Raw genomic sequence first — 17,469 nt, 5'->3', positions numbered from 1 at the left:
AACTTGACTCAAACGCTAGGTCGGCTGCTGACTCTCCGCCACCGGAAGGGGACGGTACGTCACCGCAACGGCGCCTGCCGCGCGACCTCCTCGTACCGCTCGGCGCACAGCACGTCCACCACCGCCGCGGCCGTGTGCGCCCGGTGGAGCTCGCCCGCGAAGGCGCCGCCGCGCAGCATGGGCCAGTCCTCGGAGAAGCGGGACTGCACGCGCACGGCGACGCGGAGGCGGCCCTCGCCGTCCCAGCGGTCCGGAAGGGCGAACTCACCCGCCGTCTCGGGGGTTTCCGCCAGGTCGGCCTGAAGGAGGGCCATGAGGTACTCGTAGCTGTCGAACGCGTCGGAGAGCGTGCGGTCACTGTCCACCGCAGGCTCCGCGAGCACAGTCCGCAGCCGTTCACGCAACCAGGTGCTGTACGACGTCTCGACGAGCTGCGGCGAATAGGGCTCGCCCAGCAGGGCGTTGACCCGCTCGGCCGGCCCGAGGACGTCCGCCGTGCGCAGCACCAGCACGGCCGGCCGCGGCTCGATGCCGGTCCTGCGGGAGCCGGCCGGGGCCACCGGGCCCTGCGCCAGGACCGGTTCGAGCAGCAGCCGGCCCAGCAGCTCGTCGCGGCCGGCCAGCACGGCGGCGGTGCCCGCGGCGCAGAGGGCCAGCAGCGCCGGGTAGAGGCGCGGGGCGCCACCGCGCACGTTCAGCAGCCGTTGCAACGCCTGCACCCACACCCGCCCGTGCACCCCGCCCTCGTCGTGGAAGACCCCCGACGCCAGCAGATGCAGCAGCGTGTCGCAGTCACCGCCGCAATGCTCCAGCAGCTCCCGGTACGCCTCCGGGTCCGAGGGCGGTTCGCCGGGCGGATAGCGGTCGCCGTCCGCGAGGCGCTCCACGACCCGCAGCGCCTCGGCGTCCACCAGCTCGTGCAACTCGATCCGCCGCACCGGATCGGGCAGCGCCCGCTTGAGCCGGGCCACCGACACCTCCCGGGTCGGCGCGGGTTCCGTCAGGTGGGCCAGGGCCTCGACACGGGTGAGCAGCCCGGGGAAGAACTCCTTCGCCGTCAGGCCGTCCACCAGCACGGCCCCGTGCCGCGCGACGAGTTCGGCGGCCGTGCCTCCGACGCCGTACGGGGCGGACCAGAACACCGGGTAGCGGCGGCTGACGCGGCGCTCGAAGCAGGACACCAGCGCCTGGTCCCACTGGGCGGACCAGCCGCAGACGATCAGCCCGTACTCGTCCAGCACCTGGTCCACCAGGCCGGCCCACGCCGCCGGGTACTCCGCCAGCTCGTGCTCGGTGTTGCGGGCCTCCAGATCGGCCAGGTCGCCGTGCAGCTTGACGACCGTGGCCGGGGCGTGCGCCAGCGGGGTCATCCCGCGCAGGCTCTCGGGACTGTGCACGACCTGCGGCTGCACCCCCGCCGCGGTCAGCGCCTGCTCGGTGAGCCGGTCGAAGTTCGTGGTGAGCACCACCCGCACCCAGCCCCCCGCCACCAGCCGGGCCGCGGCGTGATGCGCCTGACCGGGCTGCTTCAGCCCGTCTCGCCGGTCCTCGTCGTCCTGCTCGAAGTACCCGCGCAGCAGCTCGTGCCGGGCCGCCGGGGTGTCCCCGAGCGCCTCCAGCAGGGTGGAGTAGCCGAGCGGACCGCCGTCCCCGTGCCGTGCCCACCAGGCCTCCGGATCGGCGAGGGCGAGCTGCTCGTCGGCACCTCGGGCGACGGCCGCCCGGTGCACCAGGTCCGTGACGATCTCCCACCCGGTGGGCACACCCGCGTCCCGGGACATGCCCGCCCCGAGCAGCAGCGCGTACACACCGGGCCCGGCCTGCACACACATCGCGAGCGAGACCAGCGGATCGAGCCCCCGCACCGCCGCGGCCGGCAGCCTGCCTGCGTCGCTCATGCTCTCCCTGTCCGTAGAGAACCCAGGTCCGCCGAGAACCTCGGCCCGTCCGTCGGCAACCTCGTCCCGTAGAGAACCTCGGCCCGTCCCGTCGGCAACCTCGTCCCGTAGAGAACCTCGGCCCGTCCCGTCGGCAACCTCGTCCCGTAGAGAACCTCGGGCCCGCGCACGCGCCCTTACGCCCCCTAACGCGCCCCGCTAGCCTCCGTCGCCGGCAGCACCGGCCGGCGCAGCAGATAGACCCCCGCGGCCGACACCACCACGGCCATGACCGCGATGAACACCAGCCCCGCGCCCTCCAGTCCGAGCGGCCGCACCAGCAGGCCCACGCCGATGACCGGCACCGAGATGCCCGCGTACGCCACCACGAACAGGGCCGAGACCACGGCCGCGCGCCGGTCCGCCGGAGCCGCCTCGGCCACCGCGGACAGCGCCCCGCGGAACGCCAGCCCCTGCCCGGCCCCGCCCACGACCGCGCTGAGGACCACCAGCGCCAGCAGGTCCCAGCGCAGCGCGCCCGCCAGCAGCCCGAGTCCGGCGAGCAGGGCGGCGCAGCCCAGCGGCAGCGAGCGGCCCACGCCGACCCGGCCGACGGCCAGCTGCCCGGCGGTGGAGGCGAAGAAGGCCAGCGCGACGATCAGCCCGCTCACCGCCCGGTTGTGCACGTCCAGGGACTGGGCGAGGAAGGACGGGCTGACCGAGGTGAACACCCCGAACAGCGCGAACCCCACGAAGGAGGCGGCCGCGGCCGGCCCGAACACGGCCCGCACCGGCGCCGGAAGCCCCGGCTTCTGCGGCCGTACGGCACTCAGCGGCTGGCGCTCCCGCACGGTCTCCGGCAGCAGCAGCACGACGACGGCCGAGCACGCCACCAGCGCCAGATGCACGACGAACGGCAGATACAGCGGCCACTCGGCGTACTGCGCGAGCACCCCGGCCAGCAGCGGACCGCAGCCGAGGCCGCCCATGTTGGCCGCGGTCGCCACGAACGTGGCCCGCGAGGCACTACCGCGCGGGGCCAGCTCCATCACGTACGCGGTGGCGGCCCCGGTGAACAGCCCCGCCGACAGACCCGACAGCAGCCGCCCCACGAACAGCCAGCCCAGCGCGGTGGCGGCCAGGAAGCAGCCGGCGCTCGCCGCCGCGAACCCGAGCCCCCACAGCAGCACGGGCCGTCGGCCCACCGCATCGGAGGCGTTGCCCGCCAGCAGCAGCACGCCGATGACCCCGAAGGCGTAGACGGCGTACACGACGGTGACGGTGAGCTCGGAGAACCCGAACTTCTCCTGGTACAGGCCGTAGAGAGGGGTCGGCAGCGTCGTGCCCGCCATGCACACGGCGAACACGGCGCCGGCGAGCAGGCACCGGCGCAGGCCGGGCCGGTCAGCGTCCATCGGAGGCGGCCGCGATCAGGCCCCGCAGCCAGGCCTGGTGCCGGTTCAGCATCGGATCGGGCACCTGCCGAGCCAGTTCGACCGCGGGCGGCCCGATCTGTGTCTCCTGGGTCAGCACCCGCACCCGCCCGCCGGGCAGATCCTCCACCAGCCAGGCGTGCAGCACCTCCAGCCGCTCCTCGGGCGCCCCGTCCTGCCCGGCCGTCCACGACAGCCGGCCCGGCGCACCCTCGCCCGGCGCCCGGCACGCCACGACCCGCGCGTGCTGCGTGCGCACGGCCCCGGCGCCGACGGGCTCGAAGGTGAAGACCAGGCCCTCCTTCAGCACGGGCCCGTCCCCCTCCGGGAAGGCGACATCGGTGACGGCGTCGTAGTACGACTCCCAGGTCGACGTGTCGGTCAGGTACGGCCAGACCCGCGCGGCGGTGACACCCTCGACGATCACCTCGTTCGACACGAAGTTGTCGCCGGTGCCGGGCAGAAACCGCTCGGGCCAGTCGATCGCGTTCTGCATGGTCATGGACCAGCCATACCCGTGCCGTGCCCCGCCGCCGGTGCTGTCACCCGAACGTCGGTGCGGTCGGCCCGTCCGGCGCCGGTAGCCCGAACGCGGCGAGCAGGCGGGTGTCGCAGAACCAGGTGAGGGTCGTGACGAGGGCCTCCCCGCGGGCGCGGTCGTGGGTGAGGGCGAGGGACAGCAGGCCGTACGGCTCGCCGGGGGAGCCGGTGGCGTCCGGGCGGTAGCAGCCGAAGGCGGGGAAGCCGTTGGCGCGGGTCGGCAGGGTGGCGAAGTGGAAGCCCCGGCGCAGCGCGCGGTCGCGCAGGAACTCCCCGATGGCGGCCGGACCTTGGTACTGCTGCGGCTGGGGCGGCATGCTCAGCCACGCGTCGTCGGTGAGCAGCGCGACGATGCCGTCGATGTCGCCCGCCTCCACGGCACGCGCGAACAGCTCGGCGACCCGCCGCTCCTGCGCGGAGCCGGCCGAGGGACGCTCGCCCCGCGACGGCGGCCGGGTGCGCAGGGTGGCGCGGGCCCGCTGGAGGGCTCCCTTGACGGAGGTGTCGGTGCCGCCCAGCATGGCCGCGGTCTCCGCGAGGGAGAAGCCGAGCCCGTCGCACAGCAGGACGGCCGCGCGCTGCCGCGGCGGCAGCAGATGCAGCGCGGTGAGGTAGGCCAGACCGACCTCCTCCCGCAGCTCGTACCGGGCCGAAGGGCCCGCCTCGCCGTCCGTCACGGCCTCCAGCAGCGCGTCGGGATAGGGCTCCAGCCACAGCGGCTCCGCATAGCGCGTGGGCTCGGGCAGCGACGCCGCCGCGGGAGCCACGCGGGGCCTGCGCGAGCGGTCGCGCAGTTCGTTCAGGCAGCGGTTGGTGGCGATCCGGTACAGCCAGGTGCGCAGCGACGCCCGGCCCTCGAACGAGCCCCGGGCGCGCCAGGCCGCCAGCAGGGTCTCCTGGACGAGATCCTCCGCGTCCTGCAGCGACCCCAGCATCCGGTAGCAGTGCAGGTGCAGTTGGGCCCGGTGGGCGGTGACCAGGTCGCGGAAGTCCGCCTCGGCCCCGAGCCCGTCGGCCCGGTCGTCGGCCGGCGGGGGTGCCTTCGCCGTGGGTGCCTTGCTCACGCTCGCTCCTTCGTGCCCCCGCTGCACGCGGGCGGCTTCGACGGGGCCGTACGGCCATCACACGTATCGACACCGCGCGCGAGCGAAACCGACCGGTGCCGCGGTGTGACGCACGTCACCGTTCCGTCCGTGGAGCGGCCGGGGTCGGAAGGGGTGGAACGTCCGAGCGACCGACACATGGAGCCACATGAACACCAACGCACCCTCCTCCGGCACAGGCTGGAGCGGCTCACAGCGCTGGCTGCTGGGCACGACGTCCGTCGCGGCGCTCCTGGTCGGCCTGGACGCGCTCGTCGTCGCGACGGCGCTGAGCTCGGTCCGGGCGGACCTGGGCGCCTCGGTGGAGCAGCTGGAGTGGACGGTCAACGCCTACACCCTCACCTTCGCCGTTCTGATGATGCCCGCCGCGGCGCTGGGCGACCGGCTGGGCCGGCGCGGCACGTTCGTCGTCGGCCTGCTGGTGTTCGCCCTCGCGTCCGCGGGGTGCGCCCTGGCGACGGGCATCGGGCAGCTGATCGCCGCCCGCGCCGTGCAGGGAGCGGGCGCGGCGGCCGTGATGCCGCTGGCGCTCGCGCTGCTCGGCGCGGCCGTCCCGCCGGCCCTGCGGCCCAAGGCGCTCGGCGTCTTCACCGGCGTCGTCGGAGCGTCGGTGGCCCTCGGGCCCCTGCTCGGCGGCCTGGTCGTCGAGGCCGTCTCCTGGCAGTGGATCTTCTGGCTCAACCTCCCGGCCGTCGCCGTCCTCGCGGTGGCCGTCCTCGCCCGGGTGGGGGAGAGCCACGGCCCGCGGGCCGCGCTGGACCTGCCGGGCCTGGTGCTGGCCGCGGCGGCGGTGTTCGCGCTGGTCTGGGGCCTGGTCCGCGGCAACCCCGCAGGGTGGGGCAGCGCGGAGACGGTCGGCGCCCTCGGCCTCGGCGCGGTGCTGCTCGCCGGGTTCGTGGCCCGGGAGCGGCGCGCGGAGCGGCCGATGCTGCCGCTGGGCCTGTTCCGCTCCCGCTCCTTCGCGGGCGGCAACGCCGCGATCTTCTTCGGCTCGGCCTCGGCGTTCGGCGCGGTGTTCTTCATGGCTCAGTACCTCCAGGACGCCCTCGGCCACGGCCCGCTGGCCGCGGGGCTGCGGCTCATGCCGTGGGGCGCGGTGACGATGGTCGTGCCGCGCCTCGTAGGCACCCGCATCCCGCGCATCGGCGCACGCCCCTTCATCGTCACCGGCTCGCTGCTGCACGCCGCCGGGATGGCGTGGATCGCCCTGATCGCCGCGCCCGGCATGCCCTACGCCGCGATGGTCCCGCCGATGATCCTGTCCGGCGCCGGTGTGGCCATGGTCATCCCCGCCACCCAGGCGGCGGTCCTGGGCGCGGTGTCCGGCCCGGACATGGGCAAGGCCTCCGGCGCCTACAGCACGATCCGCCAACTGGGCAGCGGGTTCGGAGTGGCCGTGCTCGTCGCGGTGTTCGCCGCCTTCGGCGGTTATGCCTCCCCGCGCTCCTTCACCGATGGATTCGTGCCCGCCCTGGCCACCGCGGCCGCCCTGTCCCTGGCGGCCGGCCTGTGCGCGGCACCCCTGCGTCCCCGCAGCCGGGCCGTGCACACCGAGGCGACGGGCGCGAACGGCACGAGCGCTCCGGCACGTTGACGCACTTCTGCACACCCCACAACCGACGAACGGAGAACACCGTGAGCGCCCCGAACACCACCGCCGAAACCGCGCAGGACAAGGCCGCCCGGCTGCGTGCCCTGCATGTGCCCGGCGTCCCGCTGGTGCTGCCCAACGCCTGGGACGCCGCGTCGGCCCGGGCGGCCGAGGCGGCGGGAAGCCCGGCCGTGGCGACGAGCAGCGCCGCGACGGCCGCGGTGCTCGGCTACGCCGACGCGGAGGCCGCACCGGTCGCGGAGGTGCTGGCCGCGGCCGCGCGGATGGTCCGCGCCGTGAGCGTGCCGGTGACCGTCGACTTCGAGCGCGGCTACGGGCTCCGGCCGGCCGAACTGGTCGAGCGCCTCGCCGCGACGGGAGCCGCCGGCCTGAACCTGGAGGACTCGCACCCGAGGACCGCCGAGCTGGTGGACGCCGCCGAACAGGCGGAGTTCCTGGCCGCCGTGCGCGACGCGGCATTGGCCCAGGGCGTCGACCTGGTCCTCAACGCCCGCACGGACTGCTTCCTGCGCCGCGCGGGCACACCGCCCGAGCAGCTCGCCGCCGCGCTCGACCGGGGCGCGCGCTATCTCGCGGCCGGCGCGGACTGCGTCTACCCGATCGCCGTCGCCGACCCCACCGTGATCCGCGCCCTGGTGGAGGGCATCCCCGGACCCGTCAACGTGGGCCACGGCCCGGGCGGCCCGCTGTCCCCGGACGGCCTCGCCGAACTCGGCGTCGCCCGCGTGACCTTCGGCCCCGGCCTGCAACGGCATCTGTACGACACCTACGGCGCCGCCCTGTTCACGGCGGTGGCCCGCGCCCAGAGCCCGTACGTGCGGTCGACCGGCAAGGGTGTTTCCTCCCCAGTGGGCAGGTGATGTCCCGATACGGTACTCCCGGGTGAGTCGGAGCGGGAGAGGCGGACAGGTGTGACCGAGCTGCGGGAGAGCCCCCTGAGGCCGAACCGCCCCGTGGCCACGCCCCTGGGGCGGGCGCTGGTCCGGTGGACACGCACCACGGACCACAAGGTCATCGGCAACCTGTACATGGTCACCGCGTTCGGGTTCTTCCTGTTCGGCGGGGTGCTGGCGCTGCTGATGCGGGCCGAACTGGCGCGCCCGGGGCTGCAGATCGTCGACCGGCACCAGTACGACCAGCTGTTCACCATCCACGGCACGATCATGATGCTGCTGTTCGCGACCCCGATGTTCGCCGGGTTCGCGAACGCGGTCATGCCGCTCCAGATCGGCGCCCCCGACGTCGCGTTCCCGCGCCTGAACGCCCTGTCGTACTGGCTGTACCTGTTCGGCGGCCTGATGGTGATCAGCGGCTTCCTCACGCCCGGCGGCGCCGCCTCGTTCGGCTGGTTCGCCTACGCGCCGCTCAACGAGGCGGTGCGCACGCCCCAGGTGGGGGCCGACCTGTGGACGATGGGGCTGGTGCTGACGGGCGTGTCCACCACCCTGGGCGCGGTCAACTTCATCACGACCATCCTGTGTCTGCGCGCCCCCGGGATGACGATGTTCCGGATGCCGATCTTCACCTGGAACATCCTGTTCACCTCGATCCTGGTGCTGCCCGCCTTTCCCGTCCTCGCCGCCGCCCTGCTCGCCCTGGAGTCGGACCGGACGTTCGGCTCGCACATCTACGACTCAGCGAACGGCGGCGCCATCCTCTGGCAGCACCTGTTCTGGTTCTTCGGACACCCCGAGGTGTACATCGTCGCGCTGCCGTTCTTCGGGATCATCACCGAGGTGCTGCCGGTGTTCTCCCGCAAGCCGGTCTTCGGCTACTTCGGCCTCATCGGGGCCACCATCGCGATCACCATGCTGTCCGCGGTGGTGTGGGCGCACCACATGTTCGCCACGGGCGCGGTGCTGCTGCCGTTCTTCTCGCTGATGTCGTTCCTGATCGCCGTGCCGACGGGGGTGAAGTTCTTCAACTGGATCGGCATCGTGCGGGGCGGCTCCCTGTCGTTCGAGACGCCGATGCTGTGGGCCTTCGGCTTCCTGGTGTCCTTCCTGCTCGGCGGGCTGAGCGGCGTGCTCATCGCCTCGCCGCCGCTGGACTTCCACCTCACCGACTCGTACTTCATCGTGGCGCATCTGCACTATGTGCTGTTCGGCACCGTGGTGTTCGCGATGTTCGCCGGCTTCTACTTCTGGTGGCCGAAGATCACCGGCAGGATGCTCGACGAACGCCTCGGCAAGATCCACTTCTGGGCGACCTTCGTCGGCTTCCAGATCACCTTCCTGGTCCAGCACTGGCTCGGCGAGTCCGGCATGCCCCGCCGCTACCCGGACTATCTCGCCGCGGACGGCTTCACCGCCCTCAACACCGTCTCGTCCGTGGGCGCGCTGCTGCTGGGCGTCTCGACGCTGCCGTTCCTCTACAACGTATGGAAGACGGCACGGACCGCGCCGACGGTCGGGACCGACGACCCCTGGGGGTACGGCAGGTCGCTGGAGTGGGCGACCTCCTGCCCGCCGCCCCGCCACAACTTCGTGGCCCTGCCGCGCATCCGCTCCGAGGCACCCGCCTTCGACCTGCACCACCCGGAACGGGAGTGGCACTCACTGAGCCCCGGAAGCGAGGCGCGGTCATGAGGACCGAGGCACAGCTCTTCGCCGGAGTGGCGGTCTTCTTCGCGGTGACGGCCACCGGCTACGGCTGGGCCTCCGAGGACCCCGCGGGCACGGCCGTGCTCGTCGTGGCGTTCCTGATGGCGGTCCTCGTCACGTTCTTCCTCACCGTCCAGTACCGCAGGCGAGGGCTGCGCGCGCAGGACCGCAAGGACGCGGAAGTGGCCGACACGGCCGGCCCGTTGGACTTCTTCCCCGCCGACAGCCCCTGGCCGATCACGGTCGCGGGCGGCGCTTGCGTGATGGCGCTCGGCGTGGTCTTCGGCGTGTGGCTGCTGCTGATGGGCCTGGGCGTGCTGGGTCTCGGGGTCTTCGGCATGGTCTTCGAGCATGCCGGGCGTCACTCGCCGCCCGGCTCCCCGGCGGACGGGGACGTGGACGAGGCCCGCTGAACCACGTCCCGGCCCGCGGCCTCACGCGGCCGCGAGGGAGCCCCGTACCAGCGCGCCAGCACCTGCCGCACCCGCCCGCCCGGGAGGCCTTCCGGCACCGGCATGCTGCCGTGCAGCACCCCATACCGCTCCTCGGCCGCCAACGGGCGACGCTCCTCCGTGTAACCGCCCTCCAGCGACTGCCGCACCTCCCCGGTCTCCTCGCCCTCGCTCAGCCGCTCCTCCTCCACCTCCTGCAGCGCCAGGCAGACCCGCTTGGTGACCGCGTACGCCACCACGGGCAGCACGATCACCGCCACGCGCAGGACATAGGTCAGACCTTCGACCGGGATGTGGAACACGAAGGCGACCACGTCGTTGCCGCCGGCCAGCAGCAGTACACCGTAGAAGACGATCCCGGCCACCCCGAGCCCGGTGCGCACGGGCCGGTCGCGCGGCCGGTCGCACAGATGGTGCTCACGGCGGTCGCCCGTCACCCACGCCTCCAGGAACGGATACGCGTACAGGACGACGAAGAGCGCACCCGGGAGCACCACCGCCGGCAGCAGGACGTTCCACATCAGCGTGTGCCCGGCCAGCGTCGTCTCCCACGCCGGGATCAGCCGCAGCGCCCCTTCCAGGAAGCCGACGTACCAGTCGGGCTGCGAGCCCGTCGACGCCTGGTCCGGGCGGTAAGGGCCGTACGTCCACACGGGGTTGATCTGCGCGACCGCGCTGAGCGCCGCCAGCACGCCCGAGACCATGAGGAACAGCCCCGCCGACGTGGCGGAGAACTGCGGGAACATCGGCTTTCCGACGGCGTTGCGGTTCGTCCGGCCCGGCCTCGACCACTGCGTGTGCTTGAGCGCGAAGACCAGGATCAGATGGATGACGACGATCCCGACGAGCAGCCCCGGCAGCAGCAGGATGTGCAGGCCGTACAGCCGGTCGATGATGTCCTCGCCGGGGAACTCGCCACCGAACAGGAACATCTGCAGATACGTCCCCACCACCGGCAGGGACAGCACGATGCCCTGCATGATCCGCAGCCCGGTCCCCGACAGCAGGTCGTCGGGCAGCGAGTAGCCGGCGAAGCCCTCCGCCAGGGCGAGCGCGAAGAGCGTGACACCGAGCAGCCAGTTGACCTCGCGCGGCCGGCGGAACGCGCCGGTGAAGAAGATGCGCAGCAGATGCGTCCCGGCCGCCGCGACGAACACGATCGCGGCCCAGTGGTGCATCTGGCGGATCAGCAGCCCGCCGCGCACGTCGAAGCTGATGTCCACGGTGGACGCGAACGCCTGCGACATCAGGATTCCGCGCAGCGGCGCATAGGAGCCGTCGTAGACCACTTCGGTCATGGACGGCTCGAAGAAGAGCGTCAGATACACCCCGGTGACGATCAGCACGACCAGGCTGTAGAGCGCCAGCTCACCCAGATAGAACGACCAGTGGTCCGGGAACGCCTTGCGCAGCAGCCCCCCGCCCTCGCCGACCGGCAGCCGCGCGTCGAGAGAGTCGGCCGCCCGGACCGCGGCGCGGCCCGCCCGCTCCCGCGCCGCACCTCGACCGCTTCGGTCTCCACGGCTTCGTCGCAACAGGGTCACTCGATCGAACCGTCACCTTCGTCGTCGAGCCGCTCGCGCTGAGGACCCGTCGGCCAGTGGGTAGCCCGTAACGAAGCCGGATAAACGGCACGGCACGCCAATGGCGGCAGCCGGCCACCGTTTGGAGGCCCCCGGCATGGTCACCCGCTGGGCATGACCGGGCGTACGGCCGCCCCGGCGGCGGCGCTGGAGGCGTGCCGGGTCGACGCGGTCGACGTGGACGCCTTCGAGGTGCCCACGGACGGCCCCGGCGGCAGGGAGCAGGACGGGACCATGGAGTGGGACTCCACGACCATGATCCTCGTCCGGGTGCACGCCGGCGGCGCCTGCGGACTCGGCTACACCTACGGCGACGTCTCGGTCGCCGCCCTCGTCACCTCCCGGCTCGCCCCGATGCTGCTGGGCGAGGACGTGGCCTCGCCCCCGGCGCTGTGGCACCGCATGGGCGCACGGCTGCGCAACGCGGGCCGCCCCGGCGTCGGAGCCATGGCCCTGTCCGCCGTCGACACGGCCCTGTGGGACCTCAAGGCACGTCTGCTCGGTCTGCCGCTGGTCCGTCTGCTGCCCGCCTACCACGACCGGGTGCCCGTGTACGGCAGCGGCGGCTTCACCAACTACCCGCCCGACCGCCTCACCGGACAGCTCGCCGCATGGGTCGCCCAGGACATCCCCCGGATCAAGCTCAAGACCTCCCGCGAACCCGACCGCGACCCCGGGCGGCTGACCGCCGTACGCGAGGCGGTGGGCGACGGGCCGGAGCTGTTCACCGACGCCAACGGCGCGCTCGGCCGCAAGGAGGCGCTGTACTGGGCGCACCGGTTCCACGAGGAGTGGGACGTGCGGTGGCTGGAGGAGCCGGTCAGCTCGGCCGACCTCGAAGGGCTGCGCCTGCTGCGCGCGCGGGCGCCGGGGCGCCTGGAGATCACGGCGGGGGAGTACGCCTTCGTCCCGCAGGACTTCGTCAACCTGCTGGAGCCGCCCGCCGTGGACTGCCTCCAGGCCGACGTCACCCGCTGCGGCGGCATCACCGGCCTGCTGGAGATCGCCGGCCTGTCGGCGGCCCGGCACATCGACCTGTCCGCCCACTGCGCCCCGGCCTTGTCCGCGCACGCCTTCTGCGCGGTGCGCCGGCTGCGGCACGTCGAGTACTTCCACGATCACGTACGCGCCGAGCGGCTCCTCCTCGACGGCACGCCGCCGCTGGAGGGCGGCGCACTGCGCCCCGACCCCGGCCGCCCGGGACACGGACTGGACGTCAAGTGGTCCGACGCCGAGCCCTACCGGGTGTACGGGCAGCACGTTCCCTAGCCAGGGAGGGTTGGATACGGTGGGCGGCGTGAACGGGGGAGCGAGAAGAACGGTGCCGTGCGACTGGTGCGGGGCGCCGGTGCCTCAGACGCGGCGTTGGCGCACACGGCGGTACTGCAGCAAGGCGCACCGGCGCAAGAACCGGATCGTCGAGGCCATCGGGAACGTCCTGGACAGCGTCAGTTCGTAGGCGGCGACTCCGCTTTCTCCCTCGCGCCCCACCGCTTCTCCCTCACCGTCCGACCACGTGGGACGGCGTACGGCGCAGGTTGCAGGCACGGCCCGGATACCGCACGGGTTTACCGGGAAGTCCGCTCTCTGCGGGACGCCCGCGCCGCGTCGGCTGCCTAGCTTGGGGCGGTCGGCACATCGGGTGCCGGCCTGGAACCGGGGGATGACGCATGTCCTCAAGACCCTTAGGCGCGTGGGCGAGAGCGTCCGCGCAACTGCGCCGCAGAACACGGCTGTTGGTGTCCCTCCTGCTGGCGGCGCTCCTGGCCCCGCCGGCCTTCACCGCACAGTCCGCCGCGGCAGCGCCCGCATCCGCGCAAGCCGCCGCCTTCGACGGCCGGCCGGTGCAGTACTGGAACTCGGTGCTGCTGGACGTCTTCCGGCGTCAGCAGAAGGTCGGGCCGGGCCCGCTCGCCCGTGCGGCCGCCATGATGAACGCCGCGATCTACGACGCCGAGAGCGCCTATCAGCGCACGTGGCACACCCTGCGGTACGAGCCGTACCTGGAGGCGCCCAAGTACTCCGGCGCGCCCTTCCTGGAGGGGCCGAACGAGGAGGAGCGCGTCATCGGGCACACCGCCCGCAACCTCCTGGTCCGGCTCTTCCCCGCACAGGCGACGCTCGTCAACACGCGCTTCAAGGAGCGCTTCGGCAACGAGTGGACCGACTTCGACGTCCTCAAGCCGCTGGTGGCCGAGCCGATCGCCGACCGGATGTGGAACACCCGCTACACCGACGGCTGGGACAACCGCGAGTCCTACACCGTGGAGAACAAGCCCGGTGCCTGGCGTCCGACCGGCGGTCCCGGCTGCACGGCCGAGAGCGACGCCGTCGACCCGAACTGGGGGCTGGTGCGGCCGTTCGCCCTGTCCTCGGGGGCGCAGTTCCGGCCGGCGACACCCGAGACCATCGGCACGTACGAGGCGCTGATGGCGAGCCCGGCCTACCGCGCCCAGGTGGACGAGGTGCGCCTGCTCGGCTCGGCGACCTCGACCGCCCGCACCACCGAACAGACGGCCGCGGCCTGGTTCTGGGCCAACGACGCGGACGGCACCTACAAGCCGCCGGGGCAGATGCTCGACCTCACCCGTATCGTCGCCGACCAGCGGCACCTGAGCGTCTACGACACCGCGCGGGCCTTCGCCCTCGTCTCGCTGGCCATGGCGGACGGCGCGATCGCCGAGTGGGACGTCAAGTACCGCACGCCGATCGACCTGTGGCGCCCGGTCTCGGCGGTCCAGGTGGGCCTCGGCGACACCACGTGGCAGCCGCTCGGTCCCACCCCCTGCTTCCCGGCCTGGGCATCCGGCCACGCCACCTTCGCCGGGGCCTGGCAGACGGTGATGAACGAGGTCTTCGGCACGGACCAGATCTCCTTCACCGCGACCACCGACGACCTCAAGTCACCCGTCCGCAACCGCACCTTCAGCCGCTTCAGCGACGCCGCCGAGGAGGACGCGCTGAGCCGCCTCTACCTCGGCGTGCACTACCGCTGGGACGCGGTCGACGGCCTCGCACTGGGCCGGAACGTCGGTTCCTACGTCGTCACACACGAACTGCGCCGACTGTGACAGCCAGGCCTGGGACGCCGCGGAACGGCTGAGGCGGGCGCACGGCCGGGACCGGCGGGCAGGCCTCCCGCCGGTCCCCCCGGTGACGACCGGCCGTTCGCGATGCGGCCTCAGGCCGTCACGCATCTCGCCGTGAGCGAAGCAGGGGTGACCGGTGTCACGGTGCGATGTCATGGCATGTGTTAGTGTCACGCTTTTGCGTGGTCGTCGCGGTGGGCGATTCTGCCTGGTCGGTTCCGCTTGTGCGGGGACCGTCCAGTCCTGCCGGGCCTTCCTCGGTACGTCCCCCTGCGGAAGGCTGTTCATGAAGCACCCCGACGTCTCCGGCATCGCTCACGGCGGTCCAGCCCGGTCCGAGACCACGACTCCGGCGCTGCCCCCGGCCGTCTCCTTCGCCGACCTGGACCTTCCGGCGGAGGTGCTGCGGACACTGGACGGACTCGGGGTGCGCGAACCCTTTCCGATCCAGGCCGCCACACTGCCCGACGCCCTTCAGGGGCGCGACGTCCTGGGGCGCGGGCGCACCGGATCGGGCAAGACGCTCGCCTTCGGCCTGCCGCTGCTGACCCGTACGGCCGGACGGCGCGCCGAACCGAAGCAGCCCCTCGCCCTGATCCTCGTGCCCACCCGCGAGCTGGCCCAGCAGGTCACCCAGGCGCTGGCGCCGTACGCCGAGGCGCTGCGGCTGCGGATGGCCGCGGTCGTCGGCGGCATGTCGATCGGCCGGCAGATCGCCGAGCTGCGCCAGGGCGCCGAGGTGGTCGTCGCCACCCCCGGACGCCTGCACGACCTGATCGAGCGCAACGCCTGCCGTCTGGGACGGGTCAGGATCACCGTGCTGGACGAGGCCGACCAGATGTGCGACCTGGGCTTCCTGCCGCAGGTCGCCGACGCGCTCGACCAGGTGCATCCCGACGGTCAGCGGATGCTCTTCTCGGCCACTCTCGACCGCGACGTCGATCAGCTGGTCCGCCGCTACCTCCACGACCCCGTCGTCCACTCGGTCGACCCGTCCGCGGGCGCGGTGTCGACGATGGAGCACCACGTTCTGGTCGTCCACGGCCCCGACCGCTACGCCGTCACCACGGAGATCGCCGCCCGCGACGGCCGCGTCCTGCTCTTCCTCGACACCAAGCACGCCGTCGACCAGCTCACCCGGCATCTGCGGGCCAGCGGGGTGCACGCCGGGGCCCTGCACAGCGGCAAGTCCCAGCCACAGCGCACACGGACGCTGGCGCAGTTCAAGAACGGCCAGATCACCGTTCTGGTGGCGACCAATGTCGCGGCCCGTGGCCTGCACGTCGACGACCTCGACCTCGTGGTCAACGTCGACCCGCCCACCGACCCCAAGGACTATGTGCACCGGGCCGGCCGCACCGCCCGCGCCGGTGAGTCCGGCCGCGTGGTCACCCTCGTGCTGTCGGGGCAGCGCCGCGAGACGAGCCGCGTGATGGCCGAGGCCGGCATCGAGCCGACCGTCACCAAGGTGCGCTCGGGCGAGGCGGAACTGAGCCGGATCACCGGTGCCAAGGCTCCCTCGGGCACCCCGCTCGACGGCGGGCCCGCCGTCCCCCGGCCCAAGAACAGCAACGCCCCCTTCCGCGGCCTCGGCACCAGCAAGGACCCCTCCCGCGGCGCCGGCGGCAAGTCCCGAAAGGCCGGCGAGGCCCGCAAGCTCGCCGAGGCCCGCAAGGCCGCGCTGGTGCGTCGCAACGGCTGAGAGCCGTTGCCCTGCCGGTCGGCGCCCCGCCCTGCTCCCGGCATGACAAGCTGTGCCGGTCCACACCCGAACCCAGGAGGTCACCATGACCGCAGAACCCGACACCACGGAAGGTTCGGAGCCGGCCGCCCCCGAGACGTCCCCTCTCGCGCCGGACAGCGACGGCAACTACGACCTCAAGCGCAAGTTCCGTGAAGCCCTGGCGCGCAAGCGCGGCGCGCAGGCGGAGGCGGCCGATGTCGCCGCCAACCCCGACGCCTCGAAGGTCCGCGCGGCTCACGGCCCGGCCGCGAGCCAGCGGTCGTTCCGGCGCAAGAGCGGCGGCTGACCCCGACGGTCCCACCTGCGCAAGAGCGGCGGCTGACCCCGACGGTCCCACCTGCGCAAGAGCCCTTCCGCAGTCGACACGCTCGACTGCGGAAGGGCTCTTGCGCGACCGGCCCGGGCCGGTGGCGCCGCCGCACACAGTGCGACCCAGCCCCCTGATGTGACGGCTCTCACGAGCCCGCCCCCACGTCCGTCGCATAGGGTCCTGTCGACCTCATGGCGGACGCCCCGCCAGGTGTGTCTGTAAAGTGAGAAACGCCCTTGACCTGCAAAAGCGGGCAGGGAGCCAACTCTCCGGGAGTACTTCATGCTGCGCACCATGTTCAAGTCCAAGATCCACCGCGCCACCGTCACCCAGGCCGACCTGCACTACGTGGGATCGGTGACCATCGACGGCGACCTGCTCGAAGCCGCGGACCTGCTGCCGGGCGAGCTCGTGCACATCGTCGACATCACCAATGGCGCCCGCCTGGAGACGTACGTCATCGAGGGGGAGCGCGGGTCCGGGGTGATCGGGATCAACGGGGCCGCCGCACATCTCGTGCACCCCGGAGACCTGGTGATCATCATCAGCTACGCTCAGGTCACCGACGCCGAGGCGCGGGAGCTGAAGCCGCGGGTCGTGCACGTGGACGGCGACAACCGGATCGTGGCCCTGGGCGCGGATGCGGGGGAGCCGGTTCCGGGTTCCGACCAGCAGCGCAGCCCGCAGGCCGTCACGGTCTGAGCCTCCTGCCCGAGTCTCCCCGCCGCCTCGGCCGCCTGTGCGACGAGGAGTGCCCATGAGCGACATCGAGATCCGCGACGACCGGGCGGCCGGACGCCTGGAGGCGTTCGGCGCAGACGGCGGCGGTGAGGTCGTCGGGCACATCGAGTACTTCGTCCTCGCATCCCCCGGGCCGGCCCTGGTGCCCGTCCACACCCTCGTCGAGCCCGCTCACGAGGGCCGGGGCATCGCCGGGTCGCTCGCCCGTGAGCTGTACGCCCTCGCCGCGCGCGAGGGCGTCCCCGTGGCGCCGCTGTGCCCCTACGTCGTCCGATGGGCGGCCCGGCACCCCGAGGAGGCCCCGGCCGCCGACCCCGAGCTGCTGCGCGCCGCGCGGGAGTGGCTCGCGGCCCACCCCGAGCGATTCTGAGGGGGCCCGCCG

At 72.9% G+C, this 17,469-nt stretch carries 15 protein-coding genes; 10 read left to right on the top strand and 5 right to left on the bottom strand.

What is annotated here, in order from left to right; genetic code table 11:
* Nucleotides 1–59: 59 nt before the first annotated feature.
* The 4 genes from ACIQ6Y_RS01995 to ACIQ6Y_RS01980 form a co-directional block, all read right to left on the bottom strand.
* A complete protein-coding gene (locus ACIQ6Y_RS01995) occupies nt 60–1,898 on the bottom strand; it encodes an SIR2 family protein (RefSeq protein ID WP_404031498.1) in 1,839 nt (612 codons plus the stop codon).
* Nucleotides 1,899–2,083: 185 nt separating this feature from the next.
* Nucleotides 2,084–3,292, bottom strand: a complete 1,209-nt coding sequence (locus ACIQ6Y_RS01990) for an MFS transporter (RefSeq protein ID WP_404031495.1) — start codon at nt 3,290–3,292, stop codon at nt 2,084–2,086.
* Nucleotides 3,282–3,812: an SRPBCC domain-containing protein gene (locus tag ACIQ6Y_RS01985; RefSeq protein WP_404031493.1), complete on the bottom strand. Its 531-nt coding sequence runs from the start codon at nt 3,810–3,812 to the stop codon at nt 3,282–3,284. Before ACIQ6Y_RS01985 ends, ACIQ6Y_RS01990 begins: the two co-directional genes overlap by 11 nt.
* Nucleotides 3,813–3,852: 40 nt before the next feature.
* Nucleotides 3,853–4,914 carry an RNA polymerase subunit sigma-70 gene (locus tag ACIQ6Y_RS01980; protein ID WP_404031490.1) on the bottom strand — a complete coding sequence of 354 codons (1,062 nt, stop codon included), beginning with the start codon at nt 4,912–4,914 and terminating at the stop codon, nt 3,853–3,855.
* A gap of 187 nt (nt 4,915–5,101) precedes the next feature.
* On the opposite strand from ACIQ6Y_RS01980, the gene ACIQ6Y_RS01975 reads away from it, so the two are divergent.
* The 4 genes from ACIQ6Y_RS01975 (at nt 5,102) to ACIQ6Y_RS01960 (ending at nt 9,581) form a co-directional block, all read left to right on the top strand.
* On the top strand, nt 5,102–6,547 hold the full coding sequence (locus tag ACIQ6Y_RS01975; protein WP_404031487.1) for an MFS transporter: 1,446 nt from the start codon (nt 5,102–5,104) through the stop codon (nt 6,545–6,547).
* A 41-nt stretch (nt 6,548–6,588) separates the two neighbouring features.
* The gene (locus ACIQ6Y_RS01970; RefSeq protein WP_404031484.1) at nt 6,589–7,425 is read left to right on the top strand and encodes an isocitrate lyase/phosphoenolpyruvate mutase family protein; all 837 of its coding nucleotides are present in this window, start codon (nt 6,589–6,591) and stop codon (nt 7,423–7,425) included.
* 168 nt (nt 7,426–7,593) lie between these two features.
* Entirely contained in the window at nt 7,594–9,153 is a 1,560-nt protein-coding gene (locus ACIQ6Y_RS01965; protein ID WP_404033647.1) for a cbb3-type cytochrome c oxidase subunit I, read from the top strand.
* A complete protein-coding gene (locus ACIQ6Y_RS01960; RefSeq protein WP_404031482.1) occupies nt 9,150–9,581 on the top strand; it encodes a cytochrome c oxidase subunit 4 in 432 nt (143 codons plus the stop codon). The genes ACIQ6Y_RS01965 and ACIQ6Y_RS01960 overlap by 4 nt, the downstream gene beginning before the upstream one ends.
* On the opposite strand, the gene ACIQ6Y_RS01955 is transcribed toward ACIQ6Y_RS01960, so the two are convergent.
* Complete coding sequence (locus tag ACIQ6Y_RS01955; protein ID WP_404031479.1) at nt 9,530–11,155, bottom strand: cytochrome bc complex cytochrome b subunit; 1,626 nt, start codon at nt 11,153–11,155, stop codon at nt 9,530–9,532. The two genes, ACIQ6Y_RS01960 and ACIQ6Y_RS01955, sit on opposite strands and share 52 nt — an antisense overlap.
* Nucleotides 11,156–11,317: 162 nt before the next feature.
* Between ACIQ6Y_RS01955 and ACIQ6Y_RS01950 the strand changes: the two genes are divergently transcribed.
* The 6 genes from ACIQ6Y_RS01950 to ACIQ6Y_RS01925 all read left to right on the top strand — a co-directional run bounded on the left by ACIQ6Y_RS01950 (nt 11,318) and on the right by ACIQ6Y_RS01925 (nt 17,457).
* The gene (locus ACIQ6Y_RS01950) at nt 11,318–12,472 is read left to right on the top strand and encodes an enolase C-terminal domain-like protein (RefSeq protein ID WP_404031476.1); all 1,155 of its coding nucleotides are present in this window, start codon (nt 11,318–11,320) and stop codon (nt 12,470–12,472) included.
* A gap of 401 nt (nt 12,473–12,873) precedes the next feature.
* On the top strand, nt 12,874–14,274 hold the full coding sequence (locus ACIQ6Y_RS01945; protein ID WP_404031472.1) for a vanadium-dependent haloperoxidase: 1,401 nt from the start codon (nt 12,874–12,876) through the stop codon (nt 14,272–14,274).
* 304 nt (nt 14,275–14,578) lie between these two features.
* A complete protein-coding gene (locus tag ACIQ6Y_RS01940) occupies nt 14,579–15,994 on the top strand; it encodes a DEAD/DEAH box helicase (RefSeq protein ID WP_404031469.1) in 1,416 nt (471 codons plus the stop codon).
* Nucleotides 15,995–16,079: 85 nt separating this feature from the next.
* Nucleotides 16,080–16,322: a DUF5302 domain-containing protein gene (locus ACIQ6Y_RS01935; RefSeq protein WP_404031466.1), complete on the top strand. Its 243-nt coding sequence runs from the start codon at nt 16,080–16,082 to the stop codon at nt 16,320–16,322.
* A 306-nt stretch (nt 16,323–16,628) separates the two neighbouring features.
* Entirely contained in the window at nt 16,629–17,048 is a 420-nt protein-coding gene (gene panD, locus ACIQ6Y_RS01930) for an aspartate 1-decarboxylase (RefSeq protein WP_404031463.1), read from the top strand.
* Between the two features lie 55 nt (nt 17,049–17,103).
* Nucleotides 17,104–17,457 carry a GNAT family N-acetyltransferase gene (locus ACIQ6Y_RS01925; protein ID WP_404031460.1) on the top strand — a complete coding sequence of 118 codons (354 nt, stop codon included), beginning with the start codon at nt 17,104–17,106 and terminating at the stop codon, nt 17,455–17,457.
* Nucleotides 17,458–17,469: the final 12 nt, after the last annotated feature.

Source organism: Streptomyces sp. NPDC096205, from assembly GCF_044763135.1.
Classification (GTDB): Bacteria; Actinomycetota; Actinomycetes; order Streptomycetales; family Streptomycetaceae; genus Streptomyces.
The sequence above is the reverse complement of the archived record's forward strand: the minus strand, read 5'-3'. Positions and strand labels throughout refer to the sequence as shown.

Bases quoted from the DNA above. Each gene is read 5' to 3' on its own strand.
- ACIQ6Y_RS01945 (WP_404031472.1), top strand. From the start codon at position 12,874: ATGTCCTCAAGACCCTTAGGCGCGTGGGCGAGAGCGTCCGCGCAACTG.
- ACIQ6Y_RS01925 (WP_404031460.1), top strand. From the start codon at position 17,104: ATGAGCGACATCGAGATCCGCGACGACCGGGCGGCCGGACGCCTGGAG.
- ACIQ6Y_RS01965 (WP_404033647.1), top strand. From the start codon at position 7,594: ATGGTCACCGCGTTCGGGTTCTTCCTGTTCGGCGGGGTGCTGGCGCTG.
- ACIQ6Y_RS01935 (WP_404031466.1), top strand. From the start codon at position 16,080: ATGACCGCAGAACCCGACACCACGGAAGGTTCGGAGCCGGCCGCCCCC.
- ACIQ6Y_RS01985 (WP_404031493.1), bottom strand. From the start codon at position 3,812: ATGACCATGCAGAACGCGATCGACTGGCCCGAGCGGTTTCTGCCCGGC.
- ACIQ6Y_RS01975 (WP_404031487.1), top strand. From the start codon at position 5,102: ATGAACACCAACGCACCCTCCTCCGGCACAGGCTGGAGCGGCTCACAG.
- ACIQ6Y_RS01990 (WP_404031495.1), bottom strand. From the start codon at position 3,292: ATGGACGCTGACCGGCCCGGCCTGCGCCGGTGCCTGCTCGCCGGCGCC.
- ACIQ6Y_RS01995 (WP_404031498.1), bottom strand. From the start codon at position 1,898: ATGAGCGACGCAGGCAGGCTGCCGGCCGCGGCGGTGCGGGGGCTCGAT.
- ACIQ6Y_RS01940 (WP_404031469.1), top strand. From the start codon at position 14,579: ATGAAGCACCCCGACGTCTCCGGCATCGCTCACGGCGGTCCAGCCCGG.
- ACIQ6Y_RS01960 (WP_404031482.1), top strand. From the start codon at position 9,150: ATGAGGACCGAGGCACAGCTCTTCGCCGGAGTGGCGGTCTTCTTCGCG.
- panD (WP_404031463.1), top strand. From the start codon at position 16,629: ATGCTGCGCACCATGTTCAAGTCCAAGATCCACCGCGCCACCGTCACC.
- ACIQ6Y_RS01950 (WP_404031476.1), top strand. From the start codon at position 11,318: ATGACCGGGCGTACGGCCGCCCCGGCGGCGGCGCTGGAGGCGTGCCGG.